This window comes from Pseudomonas sp. HLS-6 TE3448 (assembly GCF_053629555.1).
Genome location: NZ_JBRJIO010000001.1, coordinates 2,047,463 through 2,064,560 on the forward strand (window position 1 = coordinate 2,047,463; position 17,098 = coordinate 2,064,560).

At 59.4% G+C, this 17,098-nt stretch carries 16 protein-coding genes and 1 pseudogene; 8 read left to right on the forward strand and 9 right to left on the reverse strand.

The genetic code is table 11. From position 1 onward, the window contains the following. Positions 1-12: 12 nt before the first annotated feature. Positions 13-891, forward strand: coding sequence for a DMT family transporter (locus tag AB7M23_RS09425; RefSeq protein WP_454240675.1), 879 nt, complete (start codon positions 13-15; stop codon positions 889-891). Positions 892-897: 6 nt separating this feature from the next. Here AB7M23_RS09425 and AB7M23_RS09430 read toward each other — a convergent pair whose 3' ends face one another. Continuing rightward, complete coding sequence (locus AB7M23_RS09430; protein WP_065759294.1) at positions 898-2,238, reverse strand: MFS transporter; 1,341 nt, start codon at positions 2,236-2,238, stop codon at positions 898-900. Positions 2,239-2,540: 302 nt separating this feature from the next. Here AB7M23_RS09430 and quiC point away from each other — a divergent pair, with 302 nt between their 5' ends. Beyond that, positions 2,541-4,448 (forward strand): 3-dehydroshikimate dehydratase QuiC, encoded by a 1,908-nt coding sequence (gene quiC / locus AB7M23_RS09435; protein ID WP_454240676.1) that lies wholly within the window; start codon positions 2,541-2,543, stop codon positions 4,446-4,448. Between the two features lie 76 nt (positions 4,449-4,524). Beyond that, a complete protein-coding gene (locus AB7M23_RS09440) occupies positions 4,525-5,193 on the forward strand; it encodes a TetR/AcrR family transcriptional regulator (protein WP_065759292.1) in 669 nt (222 codons plus the stop codon). Between the two features lie 37 nt (positions 5,194-5,230). Here AB7M23_RS09440 and AB7M23_RS09445 read toward each other — a convergent pair whose 3' ends face one another. Both AB7M23_RS09445 and aroQ read right to left on the reverse strand, forming a co-directional pair. After that, positions 5,231-6,085 carry a shikimate dehydrogenase gene (locus tag AB7M23_RS09445; protein WP_454240677.1) on the reverse strand — a complete coding sequence of 285 codons (855 nt, stop codon included), beginning with the start codon at positions 6,083-6,085 and terminating at the stop codon, positions 5,231-5,233. After that, positions 6,082-6,537: a type II 3-dehydroquinate dehydratase gene (gene aroQ / locus AB7M23_RS09450; RefSeq protein WP_454240678.1), complete on the reverse strand. Its 456-nt coding sequence runs from the start codon at positions 6,535-6,537 to the stop codon at positions 6,082-6,084. The genes AB7M23_RS09445 and aroQ overlap by 4 nt, the downstream gene beginning before the upstream one ends. A 167-nt stretch (positions 6,538-6,704) precedes the next feature. On the opposite strand from aroQ, the gene AB7M23_RS09455 reads away from it, so the two are divergent. Further along, a complete protein-coding gene (locus tag AB7M23_RS09455) occupies positions 6,705-7,871 on the forward strand; it encodes an alkaline phosphatase family protein (RefSeq protein WP_454240679.1) in 1,167 nt (388 codons plus the stop codon). A 27-nt stretch (positions 7,872-7,898) separates the two neighbouring features. Here the strand turns inward: AB7M23_RS09455 and trmA are convergent, their stop codons facing one another. The 3 genes and pseudogenes from trmA to AB7M23_RS09470 form a co-directional block, all read right to left on the reverse strand. Next, positions 7,899-8,984, reverse strand: coding sequence for a tRNA (uridine(54)-C5)-methyltransferase TrmA (gene trmA / locus AB7M23_RS09460; RefSeq protein ID WP_454240680.1), 1,086 nt, complete (start codon positions 8,982-8,984; stop codon positions 7,899-7,901). Continuing rightward, positions 8,981-10,276, reverse strand: a complete 1,296-nt coding sequence (locus tag AB7M23_RS09465) for an NCS2 family permease (protein WP_330521904.1) — start codon at positions 10,274-10,276, stop codon at positions 8,981-8,983. The genes trmA and AB7M23_RS09465 overlap by 4 nt, the downstream gene beginning before the upstream one ends. A 310-nt stretch (positions 10,277-10,586) precedes the next feature. Beyond that, positions 10,587-10,733, reverse strand: a pseudogene (locus AB7M23_RS09470) (hypothetical protein); the annotation flags it as partial. A gap of 255 nt (positions 10,734-10,988) precedes the next feature. Between AB7M23_RS09470 and AB7M23_RS09475 the strand changes: the two are divergent. Genes AB7M23_RS09475 through AB7M23_RS09485 form a run of 3 tightly spaced genes read left to right on the forward strand, consistent with a single transcriptional unit; the run spans position 10,989 to position 13,616 of the window. Beyond that, positions 10,989-12,428 (forward strand): cytochrome ubiquinol oxidase subunit I, encoded by a 1,440-nt coding sequence (locus AB7M23_RS09475; RefSeq protein ID WP_454240681.1) that lies wholly within the window; start codon positions 10,989-10,991, stop codon positions 12,426-12,428. 3 nt (positions 12,429-12,431) lie between these two features. After that, positions 12,432-13,439 (forward strand): cytochrome d ubiquinol oxidase subunit II, encoded by a 1,008-nt coding sequence (cydB, locus tag AB7M23_RS09480; RefSeq protein WP_065759285.1) that lies wholly within the window; start codon positions 12,432-12,434, stop codon positions 13,437-13,439. Between the two features lie 21 nt (positions 13,440-13,460). Beyond that, positions 13,461-13,616: a DUF2474 domain-containing protein gene (locus AB7M23_RS09485; RefSeq protein WP_330521907.1), complete on the forward strand. Its 156-nt coding sequence runs from the start codon at positions 13,461-13,463 to the stop codon at positions 13,614-13,616. Positions 13,617-13,692: 76 nt separating this feature from the next. Here the strand turns inward: AB7M23_RS09485 and AB7M23_RS09490 are convergent, their stop codons facing one another. Together AB7M23_RS09490 and AB7M23_RS09495 are read right to left on the reverse strand one after the other, a co-directional pair. Then, positions 13,693-14,817, reverse strand: coding sequence for a methyltransferase (locus AB7M23_RS09490; RefSeq protein WP_454240682.1), 1,125 nt, complete (start codon positions 14,815-14,817; stop codon positions 13,693-13,695). A 99-nt stretch (positions 14,818-14,916) separates the two neighbouring features. After that, on the reverse strand, positions 14,917-15,597 hold the full coding sequence (locus AB7M23_RS09495) for a LuxR family transcriptional regulator (protein ID WP_454240683.1): 681 nt from the start codon (positions 15,595-15,597) through the stop codon (positions 14,917-14,919). A gap of 200 nt (positions 15,598-15,797) precedes the next feature. Here AB7M23_RS09495 and AB7M23_RS09500 point away from each other — a divergent pair, with 200 nt between their 5' ends. Beyond that, positions 15,798-16,574, forward strand: a complete 777-nt coding sequence (locus AB7M23_RS09500) for a ferredoxin--NADP reductase (protein ID WP_065759281.1) — start codon at positions 15,798-15,800, stop codon at positions 16,572-16,574. A gap of 44 nt (positions 16,575-16,618) precedes the next feature. Here the strand turns inward: AB7M23_RS09500 and mscL are convergent, their stop codons facing one another. After that, a complete protein-coding gene (gene mscL / locus AB7M23_RS09505) occupies positions 16,619-17,032 on the reverse strand; it encodes a large-conductance mechanosensitive channel protein MscL (protein WP_330521911.1) in 414 nt (137 codons plus the stop codon). Between the last annotated feature and the right edge of the window lie 66 nt (positions 17,033-17,098).

Consider the following 17,098-nt stretch of genomic DNA (forward strand, 5'->3'; position numbering starts at 1 on the left):
CGAGCATTGTTGATGACCCGTCCCGCTGCATTAGGTGATGCCACTCGGCCGTTGAAAGGCATTGTTTTGATTGTGGTGGCGACGTTTCTGTTCGCCAGTCACGATGCTTTGTCGAAGTACCTCTCAGGGTTTTACCCGATTCTATGGGTCGTGTGGGCTCGCTACCTGGTTCATACCCTGTTGATGATGGCCATTTTCCTGCCGCAGTCGGGGCTGCGCCTGTTGCGTACGCGTCGACCGGCGCTGCAGGCGTTACGTGCACTATGTCTGCTGGCGACCAGCCTGCTGTTCACCACGGCACTGCAGTTCATCCCGCTGGCCGAAGCGACTGCGGTGAACTTCCTGGCTCCTTTGCTGGTGACGGCGCTGTCTGTGCCGTTGCTGGGAGAGCAGGTTTCCCGAGGGCAATGGCTGGCCGTTCTGGTCAGCTTTGTCGGGGTGTTGGTGATCGTTCATCCGGGAGGCAATCTGTTTACGCCTGCGGTGTTGTTACCGTTCTGTTCGGCGCTGGGTTTTTGCTTCTATCAATTGCTGACGCGCAAGCTCAGTGAAGTCGACAGCCCTAGCGCCAGTAACTTCTTTACCGGTGTCGTGAACACGTTGGTGATGAGTGCGTTGGTGCCTTTCTTCTGGCACACGCCAACCTGGGAGCATGCTGCGCTGGCCGTGGTGCTTGGAGCGTTCGGAATGATTGCGCACCTGTTCCTGACCCAGGCGTTCAGGCATGCAGCACCGGCCATGCTGGCTCCGTTCAGCTACTGCCAGGTGGTGTTTGCGGGCGTATTGGGGTTTGTTCTGTTCGGACACAGCCCGGACAAGGCCGGGCTGGTGGGGATTGCACTGATATGCCTGAGCGGGCTGTGCGCTGCGTGGTTGCAGCGCAAACCCTAGATGCCCTTAGTCAGTGACGGTAGGGATCTTGCGTGGAGCCATGAAGTACATCCACAGCAGGGCGCAGAAGTACATGGCGGGGATCATGGTGAACAGTACGGTGTAGTTGTTTTGGGTGACGGTCAGAACGTAGCCCACCAACTGCGTCATGAACATGCCGCCGATGGCTGCACACATGCCGCCGAAGCCGAACACCGTGCTCATCATGTGCTTCGGTGTGTAGTCCATCACCAGGCTCCAGATGTTGGCCGTCCAGGCCTGGTGTGCGGCGATGGCCAGGGAGATGGCCAGTACCGCGACCCACAGGCTGCTGGCGCCCGCGGCGAAGATCACGCTGACGATGGTGCCGGCGAACAGCAGCATCGAGAGCAACCGCGCCTTGATGGGGGCCATGCCGCGACCAATCAGGAACGAAGACAGGATGCCGCCACCGACACTGCCGAAGTCGGCACTCAGGTAAATCACGATCAACGGGATACCCATTTGGGTCACGTTGATGCCCAGGCTGTACTGCTGATTGAGAAATGGTGGCAGCCAGTACAGATAGAACCAGAACACTGGCGCGGTCAGTGAGTAGGCCAGGGCAAAGGCCCAGGTGCCACGCATGCGCAGGATACGAGAGAACGGCACGCGGGCTTGTTCAGGCTCGGTAGCATTCTGGATGTAGGCCAGTTCGGCCTGGCTGACTGTCGGGTGGTTTTCCGGGTTGAAGTATTTCAGGGCCCAGAACGTCACCCAGACGAGCCCGAGCATGGCCATCGCGATAAACGCAGCCTGCCAGCCCCAGACGCTCAGGATCAGTGGCAGCAGCATTGGCGTGAGCATTGCACCCACGTTGGTGCCGGCATTGAAGATGCCGGTAGCAACGGCGCGTTCGCCAGCCGGGAACCACAGGCGTGTGGTCTTGACGCAGGCCGGGTAGTTGGCCGCCTCGGTCAGGCCGAGGATGAACCGGCAGACCATGAAGCCGACAGCAGAGGTCGCCAGGCCATGTGCGCCTGTCGCGATACTCCAGAGGAGTACGGCGCAGAAGAACACTCGCTTGACGCCGACCCGGTCAATCAGCCGTCCTTGCAGGACGAAACCGATGGCGTAGCCCACCTGGAACCAGAAGTTGATGTTGGCGTAGTCCATCGCTGTCCAGCTCATTTCCTTGGCCAGGATGGGCTGCATGACACCGAGGGCGGCGCGGTCGATGTAGTTCAGTGTGGTGGCGAAGAACACGAGGGCGAGCATGTACCAGCGGGTCTTGCCCACGGCCATGGCGCCACGAATCTTGTCGCCGATACCAGCATGCGGGGTGTTGCCCAGAGGCTGGGCCGAACGGGAGCTTTGTGTGTGGATCATTGTGGGTTACCCGTATTTTTTATGTTTATGGTCAAGCCAGGGTATTGGGTGACGCGCGGCGGTCGCCGAAGTACGCGGCGGTCGATTGATTGGCAGTGGTCGAGAAGCTTTTGGCTTTTTGAGCACGACTGCCCCGTGACGAAATGGTGCGCTACTGCCCGAAAATGGGTCAATTCGTCGAATGCTAATTTGTTCGATAATCGAACACAAAACTAACTAGTTCGTACCTTTTGTGTTGAGCTGCTAAAGTGGGTTGCCAATAATTCGTTCATTGCGCCATGCCTGCCTATCGGAGCCAGAAAATGCAGCGTTCGATTGCCACCGTATCCTTGAGCGGTACCCTGCCGGAAAAACTTGAAGCGATTGCCGCCGCCGGTTTCGATGGCGTCGAAATATTCGAAAATGACCTGCTCTATTACGCCGGCAGCCCTCGCGAGATTCGTCAGCGATGCGCTGATTTGGGGCTCGCGATCACGCTGTTCCAGCCGTTTCGGGACTTTGAAGGGTGCCGCCGCGATCGCCTGGCGCGCAACCTGGACAGGGCCGAGCGCAAGTTCGACCTGATGCAGGAACTGGGCACCGACCTGGTGCTGGTCTGCAGTAACGTTGCCAGTGACTCGTTGGGCGAGCGGCAGATACTGGTCGATGACCTGCGGCTGCTGGCCGAACGTGCGGGGGCTCGTGGCCTGCGTATCGGCTATGAGGCGCTGGCCTGGGGCCGCCACGTCAATACCTGGGAGCAAGTCTGGGATATCGTCAGGGAGGCCGATCATGCCAGCCTGGGGATGATTCTCGACAGTTTCCATACCCTGTCGCTCAAGGGCGACCCACGGGGTATTGCGCAGGTGCCGGGCGAGAAGATTTTCTTCGTGCAGATGGCCGACGCGCCAATCCTGGCCATGGATGTGCTGGAGTGGAGCCGTCATTTCCGCTGCTTCCCTGGGCAAGGTGAATTTGATTTGCCGGGGTTTCTTGCTCCGATTCTTTCGACAGGGTATCGCGGTCCGCTGTCGCTGGAGATCTTCAACGATGGCTTCCGGGCTGCGCCGCCACGGGCCAATGCGGCCGATGGCTTGCGTTCGCTGTTGTACCTGGAAGAGAAGACGCGGCTGTTGCTTGAGCAGTCTGGCCCGTTGCCGGATGACAACCTGCTGTTCACGCCGCCAGCGGCCAGTGCCTACGACGGCATCGAGTTTCTTGAGTTCGCGGTGGATGACGCACTGGGCGCCAAACTCTCGCATTGGCTGGAGCGCCTCGGGTTTACCAAGGCCGGTGAACACCGTTCGAAGAATGTCAGCCTGCTGCGTCAGGGCGATATCAACCTGATCCTCAATGCCGAGCCTTACTCCTTTGCCCACAACTTTTTCGAGAGCCATGGGCCTTCGCTTTGCGCTACGGCCATTCGAGTAAAAGACAGCACGCAAGCGCTGGCACGGGCGGTGGCGTATCACGGGCAGCCTTACCGCGGCCTGGTAGGCCCCAACGAGCGCGAGTTGGCGGCGGTGCGTGCGCCCGATGGCAGCCTGATCTATCTGGTCGACCAGGATGCCGAAGGGCGGACTATCTACGACACTGATTTCAGCCTGGTGCAGCAACCTGCCACGTCCCTGGGCCTGACCCGTATCGATCACATGGCGCTGGCGTTGCCGGCCGATGGCCTGGACAGTTGGGCGCTGTTTTACAAGAGCCTGCTGGACTTCAGTGCCGATGACGAGGTCGTGCTGCCCGACCCTTACGGCCTGGTCAAGAGCCGTGCGCTGCGCAGCCGTTGCAGTTCGATCCGCTTGCCCTTGAACATCTCGGAGAACCGTAATACCGCGATCTCCCATGCCCTGTCGCATTACCGTGGTTCGGGCGTGCATCACATTGCGTTCGATTGTGATGACATCTTTGCCGCAGTGAAGCAGGCCAAGGAAGCCGGTGTTGCCCTGCTCGACATCCCGCTCAACTATTATGACGATCTGGCCGCACGCTTTGACTTCGATGACGAGTTCCTCAGCGAACTGGCCTATTACAACGTGCTGTACGACCGTGATGCCCAGGGCGGCGAGCTGTTTCACGTGTACACCCAGCCATTTGAAGAGCGTTTCTTCTTCGAAGTGCTGCAACGACGCAACGGATACAGTGGCTACGGTGCGGCCAACGTAGCGGTGCGTTTGGCGGCGATGGCCAAGGCACGCAGCGGCAGCCAGGCACAAGTTAAACTTTAGGGGAACAGGCTTCGACTTCCTTCTCAGGCATGCGGGCCTCATAATCACGATGTTCACAGATGGCCATGAGTCCCGTATGACGACAACCCCAGCACTTTGCGCCGCCCCTACCGAGGCGGTGCGCAGAAGCCGCAAGAACAACCCTGAAAAGACGCGGGAGAGCATTCTTCAGGCGGCAATCTGCGAGTTTGTCCAGCAGGGGCTCGCAGGGGCCAGGGTCGATGCGATTGCCGAGCGCACGCATACCTCGAAGCGCATGATCTACTACTACTTCAGCAGCAAGGAGCAGTTGTACATCGAAGTGCTGGAGAAGCTCTACGGCGACATTCGCAGCACGGAAAGCAGTTTGCACCTGGCGGAGCTGGAGCCGCGTCAGGGCATTCGTCGGTTGGTCGAGTTCACCTTCGATCACCACGACCGCAATGTCGACTTTGTGCGAATCGTCTGTAACGAAAACATGCACCACGGTGACTACGTCAAACGCTCATCGGCCATCAGCTCGATGAACAAGACGGTGCTGATGGCGCTGGATGAGATTCTGCGCCGCGGTGCTGCTGAAGGGCTTTTCCGCCAAGGCCTGGAAGCCCTCGACGTGCATTTGCTGATCAGTTCGTTCTGTTTCTATCGGGTCTCGAACCGACATACGTTCGGTGAGATCTTCCAGGTCGATTTCGAGGACAGCGCAGTGAAGGCGCGCCACCGCGAAATGATTTGCGAGTCGGTGCTGCGCTACCTGCAGGCATGAGCCAAGTGCCGCTGCCGCTTGGCAGCGGCTAAACGGATCAGTTCTGAAAACTGCTGAAGTGCTCGATCATCCGCTGGGCATCGGCCGGTACGCCGCTGAACAGCTCAAACGCCTTGACTGCCTGAAACACGGCCATCGTTCCGCCATTCAGTGTCTGGCAACCCAGCGCCCGAGCTTCGCGAAGCAACTCGGTCTCCAGTGGGAAATACACGATTTCAGCTACCCACAGGTTGCTGCGCAGCAGCGCTTTGGGCACCGGCATGCCGGGTAGTTTGGCCATGCCCATCGGCGTGGTGTTGACCAGGCCGTCGGCCTCTGCCATTGCCGCTTCCAGGTCATGCCCAACACGAGCGGGAGCTCCGGGGAAATGCTGGTTGAGGTTATCCACCAGCGCCTGGGCTCGAGCGGACTCGACATCGAAGATGACCAGTTGCGCAACGCCTTCGCCCAGCAAGGCATGAGCCACTGCGGCGCCAGCGCCGCCAGCACCCATCTGCACCACCTGCCGACGTTGTACACCTGTGAGGCCACGGCGAAACCCTTCGGCAAAGCCCAGGCAGTCGGTGTTGTGGCCGATGCGTTTGCCGTCCTTGAGCAGCACGGTGTTGACCGCGCCAATGCCCCGTGCCTCTGGCGACAGCTCATCGAGCAGCGGCAAGATGGCCTGTTTGCACGGGAAGGTGATGTTCAGCCCGGTGAAGCCCATGTGCTCGGCGGCTGTCAGCAGTTCTTCCAGGGCACTGCTGTCGAGCTTCAAGACGTCAAGGTCGATCAGGCGATAGAGGTAGTTAAGACCTTGTGCCGCCCCTTCATGCTCATGCAGTGCAGGGGTGCGTGAAGCCTGGATGCCGGCGCCGATCAGGCCGGCGAGAACGCTGGGTTTATGGTTCATGCCGATTGCTCCTGAGTCGACAGCCATTTAGCGAGATGTTCCAGGGCCAAGCGGTAGCCGTTGATGCCGAAACCGCAGAGCACGGCAACGGCAATGGACGAGACATAGCTGTGATGGCGGAACGACTCACGGGCATGCACGTTGGAAATGTGTACTTCGATAACCGGAAGCTCCACGGCTACCAAGGCGTCGCGGATGGCGACTGACGTGTGGGTCCAGGCTGCCGGATTGATCACGATGGCCGCATATCGACCACGGGCCTGGTGAATCCAGTCGAGTAGTTCGCCTTCATGGTTGGTTTGGCGAAAATCGACTTCCAGCCCCAGTTGGGCGGCACTGCGGCTGCACAGGGCGGACACATCAGCCAGGGTTTCGCGGCCATAGGTAGCCGGCTCTCGGGTGCCTAACAGGTTGAGGTTGGGACCATTGAGGACCAGGACGGTACGACTCATCGGTGGGCTCCGTTGTTGTTCTTGAGTGAGGAAACGCTGTCTCGAGCAAATTGTACTAACTGGTTAATTTGGTCAATTGGCGAGAGCCGGGTTGGCGTTTTTTCTGTTCGCTGATCGAACAGGGTGTGCTAAACCTGTTGTTTAACAACCTGACCACGGAGGGAAATATGGCGGTGCAGAGGGAAGAGAGGCCGTCACTGGAGGCGACCTGGCCGGGGCTTGCTCACCTCACCCAGTCGATTCTGGCGTCATTGGGGGGGAGGGCGTTCAACAACACCTTCAGGTTGGAGGCGGCTTCGGCAACCTGCCTGTTGTTGATCGACGGTCTGGGGTGGCACTTGCTGCACGAGCATGCGCACCGAGCACCATTTCTCGCTGCATTGATGCGCCCTGACGGGTGTTTTCGCGTCGGCTTTCCTGCGACTACCGCGACCAGCCTGGCCTCTATCACTTCGGGCCTGGCCAGTGGCGCCCACGGAATCGTGGGTTGCAGTTTTGCCCTTGACGCGCAGACGGCGCTTTCTCCGCTGACCTGGAGCAGTTCGGCGCTGCAGGGGGAGGGCGCGTGCAGCCCTGTACCTGCGCCCGACGATTTCATCGTTCCGCGCATGGCCTGGTCAAAGGCGGCAGAGCAGGGGATCGCCATCAGTACACTGATGCTTGGTCGCTACGCCACATCGGACTTTTCCAGAGCGATCTACCGTGCTGGCGAGATTCTTCCGGCAGCGGCTTACGAAGCTTATCCGGCATTGGTGCGCAAGGCCCTTGAGGTAGAGCGTCCGGCCTTGTGTTTCGCTTACTTCGGTGACCTGGATTTTGCTGGGCACGTGCATGGGCCGGGCTCCGAGCCGTGGCTCAAACAGCTGGAGATTGCTGACCAATTGGCCCAGTCGATTGCCCTGTACCTGCCCGCAGGTGCCGATCTGAAGGTCATCGCGGACCATGGCATGGTCCGGCTGGACGACGCACAGGTGGTCGATTTCGATGAGGATGCAGCCCTGCAGCAAGGCGTACATGCCGTGGCTGGGGATATACGGGCGCGTCATGTCTACGTGGCGGAGCATCAGCTGGACCGGGTGCTGGCACGCTGGCAAGAGCGCCTCGGCGACGCCTATACGGTGCTGAGCAAGGCCCAGGCAATCAAGCAGAGTCTGTTCGGTGACGTGGTGCTGAGCGGGGCCGAAGCCCGTATTGGCGACCTGATCGTGATACCCCGTGGGCATGGGGGGATCATTCGCAGTCAGGTGGAGAAGCACGCCAGCCAGTGGTTGGGCCACCATGGCGGGCTGGCTGACGAGGATCAATGGGTGCCCTTGTTGCGGTACACCCCCTGACCCTCTTGCCATCAGGATGGCTGTCGATCAACGTCGTACCAACAACACCCCGCTTTCCATGTGGTGGGTGTAGGGGAACTGGTCGAACAATGCACAGCGCTCGATACGGTGTGTGTCGTGCAACTGGGCGATGTTGGCCGCGAGGGTCTCCGGGTTGCAGGAGATGTACAGGATGTTGTCGAAACGTCGTGTCAGCTCACAGGTATCCGGGTCCATGCCCGCACGCGGTGGATCGACGAAGACGCTGCCAAACTGGTAGCTCTTCAGGTCGATCCCTTCCAGGCGACGGAAGGGGCGCACATCATTGAGCGCTTCAGTCAGTTCTTCGGCGGACAGGCGCACCAGGCGTACGTTATCCACAGCGTTGTCATCGAGGTTGTGCAGGGCGGCATTGACTGACGTCTTGCTGATCTCGGTGGCCAGTACCTTGCGAACCCGGGTAGCGAGCGGCAAGGTGAAGTTACCATTGCCGCAGTACAGCTCCAGCAAGTCGTCCTCGCGCTCACCCAGCGCGTCATAGGCCCAGTTCAGCATCTTCTGGTTGACCGTGCCGTTGGGTTGGGTGAACGCGCCTTCGGGCTGACGGTAGCGGAAACTGCGTCCAGCCACCTGCAGCTCTTCAACCGCATAGTCGCGACCGATCACCACACGCTTGCCCTTGGAGCGACCGATGATGCTTGCATTCAGGTCGCTGGCCAACTGCCGCGCTGCAGCCTCCCAGTGCTCGTCCAATGGACGGTGATAGCACAGGGTAATCATCGCGTCACCGGCCAGGGTGGTGAGGAACTCCACCTGGAACAGTTTGAAGCTCAAGGCCGAGCTGGCTTGCCAGGCGGCTTTGAGCTTGGGCATCAGTTCGTTGATACGCAGGCTGGCGATCGGGAAGTCTTCGATCAGGATCGGCGTGTGCTTTTCGCCAGGGGCGAACATTGCATAGAAGCGCTGCTCGTTTTCACGCCACAGGCGGAACTCGGCACGCAGGCGATAGTGCTCGCGCGGTGAGTCGAATACGGCCGGTTCCGGTGCTGCGAAAGGCGCCAGCAACTCGCGCAGGCGAGCGACCTTGGCGTCCAATTGTTGGCTGTAAGTTGCAGGATCGAGGACAGCACTCATGCGTTGAACCAGCCCAGTTTGATGACGAACAGAATTGACAGAATCACCAGCGCCGAATTGACCTCGCGGCCACGGCCAGAGATCAGCTTGATCACCGTCCAGGAAATGAAACCAAAGGCGATGCCGTTGGCAATCGAGTAGGTCAGCGGCATCGCCAGGGCCGTAATGACCACGGGTGCGGCTTCAGTGATGTCGTCCCAGTTTATTTCGGCCAGGCCCGAGGCCATCAGTACGGCGACGAACAGCAGCGCCGGCGCCGTAGCATAGGCGGGCACGCTGCCGGCCAACGGTGCAAAGAACAGCGCCAGCAGGAACAGCACGGCGACCACGACTGCTGTCAGCCCGGTACGTCCACCGGCGCTGACACCAGCGGCCGACTCAATGTAGCTGGTGGTGGTCGAGGTACCCAGCAGCGAACCGGCCATGGCTGCAGTACTGTCGGCGATCAGGGCGCGCCCCATCTTCGGCATGTGGCCGTCCTTGCCCATCAGGCCAGCACGTTTGGCAACGCCAATCAGGGTGCCCGAATTGTCGAACAGGTCGACGAACAGGAAGGCAAAGATCACGCTGATCAGACCAATGTCCAGGGCACCCTTGATATCCAGTTGCAGGAAGGTTGGCGCCAGTGACGGTGGCATCGACATTATCCCGCCGAATTCGCTGAAGCCCAGCGTGATGGAGGCCAGGGTGACGGCGAGAATGCCGATCAGCACGGCACCACGCACCTTCAGTGCTTCCAGTGCGACGATCAGGAAGAAACCCAGGGTGGCGAGTATCGGTGCGGGTTGCTTCAGGTCGCCCAGGCCGACCACGGTTGCCTTGTGGGCGACGACGATGCCAGCGTTGTGCAGGGCGATCAGTGCCAGGAACAGACCGATACCGGCTGCAATCGCCGAGCGCAGCGGCAGCGGGATGCTGTTGACGATCCATTCGCGGATACGAAAAATCGACAGCAGAAAGAACAACACGGCGGAAATGAACACTGCCCCCAGCGCGACTTGCCAGGTGTGGCCCATGTTCAGGACGACGGTGTAGGTAAAGAAGGCGTTCAGGCCCATCCCTGGTGCCAGCGCGATCGGGTAGTTGGCGATCACGCCCATGACGGTCGAGCCGATGGCGGCAGCCAGGCAGGTGGCGACGAAGACCGCGCCTTTGTCCATGCCGGTTTCGCCGAGGATGCTGGGGTTGACGAACAGAATGTAGGCCATCGCCAGGAACGTAGTGACGCCCGCCAGGATTTCGGTGCGCACGTTGGTGTTGTGTGCTTTTAGTTGAAACAGCCTTTCCAGCATGCCTGCTCCCGTGGCGCGCGCTGGCGCCGTGAATGATCGACCCAACTAGCAAAGCACAGACCATACCGGGAGGCTGTGTATTTTCCTTGGGTCGGGAAAAAGCCGCGCATCATACCAGCATGATCGACGAGGAGTAATGCAGATACGCCCATCTTGGGCGCCGGCATGGCACCCGCAGGAGGGCGTGGCGTTGTCTATAAGGGTTTGACCGTGTGCAAGTGATCGCGGGTGGCCAGGCTTGGGAACAGTTTTATCCACAGCCCGGTCACCAGCAGCGTTCCAACACCGCCCCGGCGGCACCCAGTACGGCCAACACCGCCAGGTCAAGGTCAAGCACGCTGCCGGTCAATGGATAGAGGTGCCAACCGATGGCCACGGTGAGCATTTGAAAGCCGCTGGCAGTGAATACCCGAGCGAACCAGAAAGCCCGAGAGTGGGCGGTCAGCGCACCAAACAGCTACCTCGTAAAGGGGGTGAGGCAACCGGTCACGCGGCAATCGACCACATAACCTGCGCAGGCGTTCGGGACTATTCTGTTTTTCATACGTTGATCTGCGTCAATAGTTGCAGATGCAACGAATCGGCCCCGTGGCCGTAAATCCCTACGATTGCTGTTTCCAGAACAACTCCAATGTGTGGCACTCAATAGCCGTGGGGGCAGTTGGCGCAAAGGCATTCGCCGCGCGCCAGATTACCTGACAGAGGAAGCACTATGTTCGGTTTGGAGGCACTCGATCTCGCCCGAATCCAGTTCGCGTTTACCGTCTCGTTCCATATCCTGTTCCCGGCCATCACCATTGGCCTGGCGAGCTACCTGGCGGTGCTCGAAGGCCTGTGGCTCAAGACTAACAACAGCGTTTACCGCGACCTGTATCACTTCTGGTCGAAGATCTTCGCCGTGAACTTCGGTATGGGCGTGGTATCCGGTCTGGTCATGGCGTACCAGTTCGGCACCAACTGGAGCCGTTTCTCCGATTTCGCCGGGGCCGTCACTGGGCCTTTGCTGACCTACGAGGTACTGACCGCCTTCTTCCTTGAGGCCGGTTTCCTTGGCGTCATGCTCTTCGGCTGGAACCGTGTAGGCCGCGGTCTGCACTTTTTCTCCACCCTCATGGTCGCGCTTGGCACCTTGGTCTCGACCTTCTGGATCCTTGCCTCGAACAGCTGGATGCAGACCCCACAGGGTTACGAGATCATTGATGGTCGAGTGATTCCGGTGGACTGGCTGGCCGTCATCTTCAACCCGTCCTTCCCTTATCGTCTGGCGCACATGGCGACCGCGGCGTTTGTCTCGACGGCATTCTTTGTCGGTGCTTCGGCGGCCTGGCATCTACTGCGTGGGCGCGACAACCCGGCGATCCGCAAGATGCTATCGATGGCCATGTGGATGGCCTTGATCGTCGCGCCGGTTCAAGCGGTTATCGGCGATTTCCATGGGTTGAACACCCTCAAGCACCAGCCGGTGAAAATCGCTGCCATTGAAGGGCACTGGGAAAACGTCGGGGACGAGCCGACCCCGTTGATTCTGTTCGGCATCCCCGACATGAAAGCCGAGACCACCCATTTCAAACTGGAGATCCCGGCACTGGGCAGCCTGATCCTGACCCACAGCCTGGATAAACAAGTGCCGGCGATGAAGGAGTTCGCCCCTGAAGACCGGCCGAACTCGACTGTGGTCTTCTGGTCGTTCCGGATCATGGTCGGCCTCGGCATGCTGATGATTGCGGTCGGCCTATGGAGTGTCTGGTTGCGCCTGCGTGGCAGCCTCTACAGTTCGCGGCCATTCCTCTACGTTACCCTGTGGATGGGCCCGTCCGGTTTGATCGCAGTACTCGCCGGGTGGTTCACCACTGAAGTCGGTCGTCAGCCGTGGGTGGTCTATGGCCTGATGCGTACCGCCGACGGTGCGTCGAATCATAGTTACACCCAGTTGGGCGTGACGCTGGTGATGTTCGTGGTGGTGTATTTCGCGCTGTTCGGCGCAGGTTTGGGCTACATGATGCGCCTGGTGCGCAAGGGGCCGAAAACTGACGAAGGCAAGGAAGTCAGCACTGGCGGTCCTGGCCAGCAACGCACACCGGCACGGCCGCTGTCTGCTGCGGGTGACGATAACCACGACGGCGAAAACCTCAGCCTGAACAAGGGGAACTGAATCATGGGTATCGATCTACCGCTGATCTGGGCCGTGATCATCATCTTCGGGATCATGATGTACGTGATCATGGATGGTTTCGATCTGGGGATTGGCATGCTCTTCCCCTTCATCAAGGACGACCGTGACCGCGACGTGATGATGAACACTGTTGCGCCCGTCTGGGACGGTAACGAAACCTGGCTGGTGTTGGGCGGCGCGGCATTGTTCGGCGCCTTCCCGCTGGCCTATGCCGTGGTGCTGTCAGCGCTGTACCTGCCGTTGATGCTGATGCTGGTCGGGCTGATCTTCCGTGGCGTGGCCTTCGAGTTCCGTTTCAAGGCCAAGGCCGACAAGCGTCACATCTGGGACAAGGCGTTCATTGGTGGCTCGCTTGCGGCCACCTTCTTCCAGGGGGTCGCGTTGGGTGCCTTCATTGAAGGCTTCAAGGTGGTCGACCGTTCCTACGCCGGTGGTAGCCTGGACTGGTTGAGCCCGTTCAGCCTGTTCTGTGGCGTGGGCTTGGTAGTCGCCTACACCTTGCTGGGCTGTACCTGGCTGATCATGAAAACCGAAGGCAAGTTGCAGAAGCAGATGCACGATCTGGCGCGGCCGTTGGCGTTGGTGCTTCTGGCGGTGACCGGCATCGTCAGCCTGTGGACGCCGCTTGCGCACCCGGACATCGCCACGCGCTGGTTCAGCCTGCCGAATCTGTTCTGGTTCCTGCCGGTACCGATCCTGGTGCTGGTCACCCTCTATGGTCTGCTCAAGGCAGTGGCGCGTAATGCCCACTACACCCCGTTCCTGCTGACCCTGGTGTTGATCTTCCTGGGCTACAGCGGGCTGGGTATCAGCCTGTGGCCGAACATCATCCCGCCATCGATCTCTATTTGGGATGCTGCTGCGCCACCACAAAGCCAGGGCTTCATGCTGGTCGGCACCTTGTTCATCATCCCGTTCATTCTGGGTTACACCTTCTGGAGCTACTACGTGTTCCGCGGCAAGGTGACCCACGAAGACGGCTACCACTAGGGTTTGAATGGAGGGTGTGAAATGGCTGTTAAAGAAACCGTTAACGCCGAAAAAAAACCGCTCTGGCAACGCTTGGGTTGGTTGGCGGTGATCTGGACGGGCAGCGTCGTGACCTTGGGGATATTCGCTTGGCTGATGCGCCTGTTCATGAGCGCTGCCGGCCTTAGCACCCATTAGGCAAACTCCCATTACCGCCTTGCGGCGGCCTCTCACCCTTCGTAGCGGTTCGCTACGAAGGGTTTTTTTTGCCTGTTCACTTGCGCGCTTTCAACACCACGAACTTGGGGTTGGCCCCGACTTGTTCGACGCCACGGAACAGCCGCGCCAGTTTGCTGTGGTAACCCAGGTGGCGGTTACCGACGATGTAAAGTGCACCGCCGGGGACCAGTGCTTCGCGGGCCTGCTGGAACATGCGCCATGCCAGAAAGTCGCCGACCACCTGCTGCTGATGGAACGGCGGGTTGCACAGCACCACGTCCAGTGAGCGCTCGGGCTGGCTGGCCAGGCCATCGTCGGCGCGCACTTCCACGTCACGCTCACCCAGCGCCGCGTGCCAGTTTTCACGGGCCGACTGAACCGCCATATAGGACTCGTCGACCAGTGTGTACTGTGCCTGAGGGTTGGCCAGCGCACTGACGATCGCCAGCACACCGTTGCCGCAGCCAAGGTCGGCGACCCGCGCTTGCCCGAGGTTCTTGGGCAGGTAGGGAAGGAAGGCCCGTGTGCCGATGTCCAGGCCTTCGCGGCAGAACACGTTGGCATGGTTGAGCAGGTTCAACGCCGGTTCGTCCAGACGATAGCGGGTCGGGTAGGGCGAGGTGAAGGGGGCTTTGCTTTCTGCCGTGGCAATCAGCAAGCGTGCCTTCTTGCGCGCCAGGGAGGCCTGCACCGGGCCGATGTACTTTTCCAGCAGATCGCCAGCGGCACGTGGCAAGTGCTTGATCATCGCGCCAGCGATGACCTGAGCGCCTGGAGCCAGATGCCCCTGCAGGCGAATCAACTGCTCTTCAAGCAACGCCAGGGTTTTGGGAACGCGCACCAGCACGCGTTCGAACGGGCCTTGCCACGCGGCACTGGCCGGAACGAAGGTGACACTGTCAAAGGGCTGACCGTTACGCGGCAGGTTCTTTTCCAGACCGAGCCTTGCCAGGTATGAGTCGCCACTGCTGACCACCTGCACATGACGGCTCAAACTGATGGCCAAGGCACCGAAACTGTCATTCAGTACCAGCACCCGAGCACTGCTCGGCAGCGCCTGTTCGGCCAGGTGCTCAAGCAGGTACTCGTCGGCGGCATCAAACGCTTGTAGGGGGTCGTTGGCTTGTTCGGGTTGGCGGATCAGGTCAAGTTCGGCAAAGGGGTTGATCAGCAAGGGCATGGCATAAGGCTCTGGGGCATCGGCGGCCGTCGCGGCGAGCGACGGCAAGTTGACGACGATTCTACAGGGTTTACACCGCACTGACTGGCGCTTGGCGCGTCATAAAAGGCCATTCATGGCGGCCCGGACAACCGCGCTGGTCTTGTTGTTGGTATTCATCTTGGCCATGACGCTACGGATATGGAAATTAACGGTGCTTTCAGACAAGGCCAGAATACAGGCGATGTCGGCCGCGGTTTTGCCCTCGGCGGACCACTTGAGCACTTCGATTTCCCGAGCAGTCAATTCATATGTCAGGCGTTTGGGTGGGTGAATGCGCTCTACGATCAGGGTGTGTATCAGGTTACATAGCCATAAGGTATGGCAGACCTTGTCAAAGAACTCGGCAGTCGTTGTAGGGCCGTTCGCCCGAAGCACGCTGAGCATGCTCTGATTGCCGCGAGCGTCGTGTATGGCCAGGCTCCAGCCGAAACGCAGGCCAAAGGACTGTGCTTCCTCCCAGTATTCGGGAACCTCGGCAAAAGCGTTGTCATCCCAGAGAATGGCGGCAAGTGATTGCTGACAATGGGTTGCTATGGGGTCAATCTTTATGTAATCGCCCTGTTGGTAGCGCGTGTTCCATTCACTTGGAAAGTTGTTCAGGAGTATGTACTGAGGGGATTGGGTCGCAACGTGCCTGCGGATCGTGAACCCCAGGAAGTCCATGCCGAGTTGCTTTGCCAGGGACAGTGCAATTTCAAACAGCTGCTGTTCGTTGTGTTCATTGAGCAGCTGTTGCATCTGCTTCTGGTTCCAATAGGGCATGGCAAGTCACCTCCTTTTGATGGATCCAAACTCCGTGTGTTTTTGATTGTAGGAAAAGTCCTAGTATTTGCTTGGGTTATTTTGCGATAGCAGGTGCAGGTATCGCTTACTAATCGTCCGTGTTTATGCGGCGCATTTTGCGAGACACTGGTCTTAATCGACGATTGGAGCAGGTCATGACTGCAAGCGAGGAGAAGTTCACGCGTCAAACGCTGTTGGATGTTCAGCCGCTGACCCCGAGTCTGTTCAGTTTGCGGATTACGCGTGACCAGGGGTTTCGTTTCCGTGCCGGGCAGTTCGCGCGCCTGGGCGTGACACGGGCTGATGGCAGTGTGGTCTGGCGTGCGTACTCAATGGTCAGCGCCCCGCACGATGAGTACCTCGATTTCTTTTCCATCGTGGTGCCGGGAGGAGAGTTCACAAGCGAACTCAGCCGTTTGCGTCAGGGCGACAGCCTGCTGATTGATCGCCAGGCCTTCGGGTTTCTGACCCTGGACCGCTTCGTGGGTGGACGTGATCTGTGGTTGTTGGCAACCGGCACGGGTATCGCTCCCTTTCTATCAATCCTGCAGGATTTTGAAGTATGGGAGCGGTTTGAACGCATCAAGTTGGTGTATTCGGTGCGTGAGGCTCGGGAGCTGGCTTATCAGCCGCTGATTGCGGGCCTTGAACAGCGCGATTACTTGGCCGAGTACGCGGGTGCGTTGCAGTTCATTCCCATCGTTACCCGTGAGCAACACCCGGGTGCACTCAACGGGCGCATCACTCGATTGATCGAGAATGGCGAACTGGAGCGTGTTGCCGGTGCAGCACTGACGCCCGAACATTCACGGGTGATGATCTGTGGTAACCCACAGATGATCGATGACACCCGAGCGCTACTCAAACAGCGCGACATGCAATTGAGCCTGAGCCGTCGGCCCGGCCAGGTTGCAGTGGAAAACTACTGGTAGCAGGCATCAGGCGCTGGCGCACGCGGGCGCCAGCGTTGTGTCGCTTACGGCTTGTTGCTTTGGCTCTTGAGCAGGTCACGAATCTCAGTCAGCAGCTCTTCTTCCTTGGTGGGGACGGGGGGCGCGCTGGGTGCTACGGCTTCTTCGCGCTTGAGCCGGTTGATCGCCTTTATCCCCATGAAAATGGCGAAGGCGACGATGATGAAGTCGATGACGGTCTGGATGAACTTCCCGTAGGCCATGACCACTGCGGGCACATCACCTTCGGCGGCTTTCAGGGTGACTGCCAGGTCGCTGAAGTCCACCCCACCAATCAACAGCCCAATGGGTGGCATCACTACATCGCCGACAAAAGATGAGACGATTTTGCCGAAGGCCGCGCCGATAATGATACCGACCGCCATGTCGACCACGTTGCCTTTGACCGCAAAGGCTTTGAATTCACTGAGCACGCCCATGGTTTATTCCCTGTAACAGATGAGATTGGTGAAAGCAGTGTAAATCAGCTATGCGAGTCATGCTTA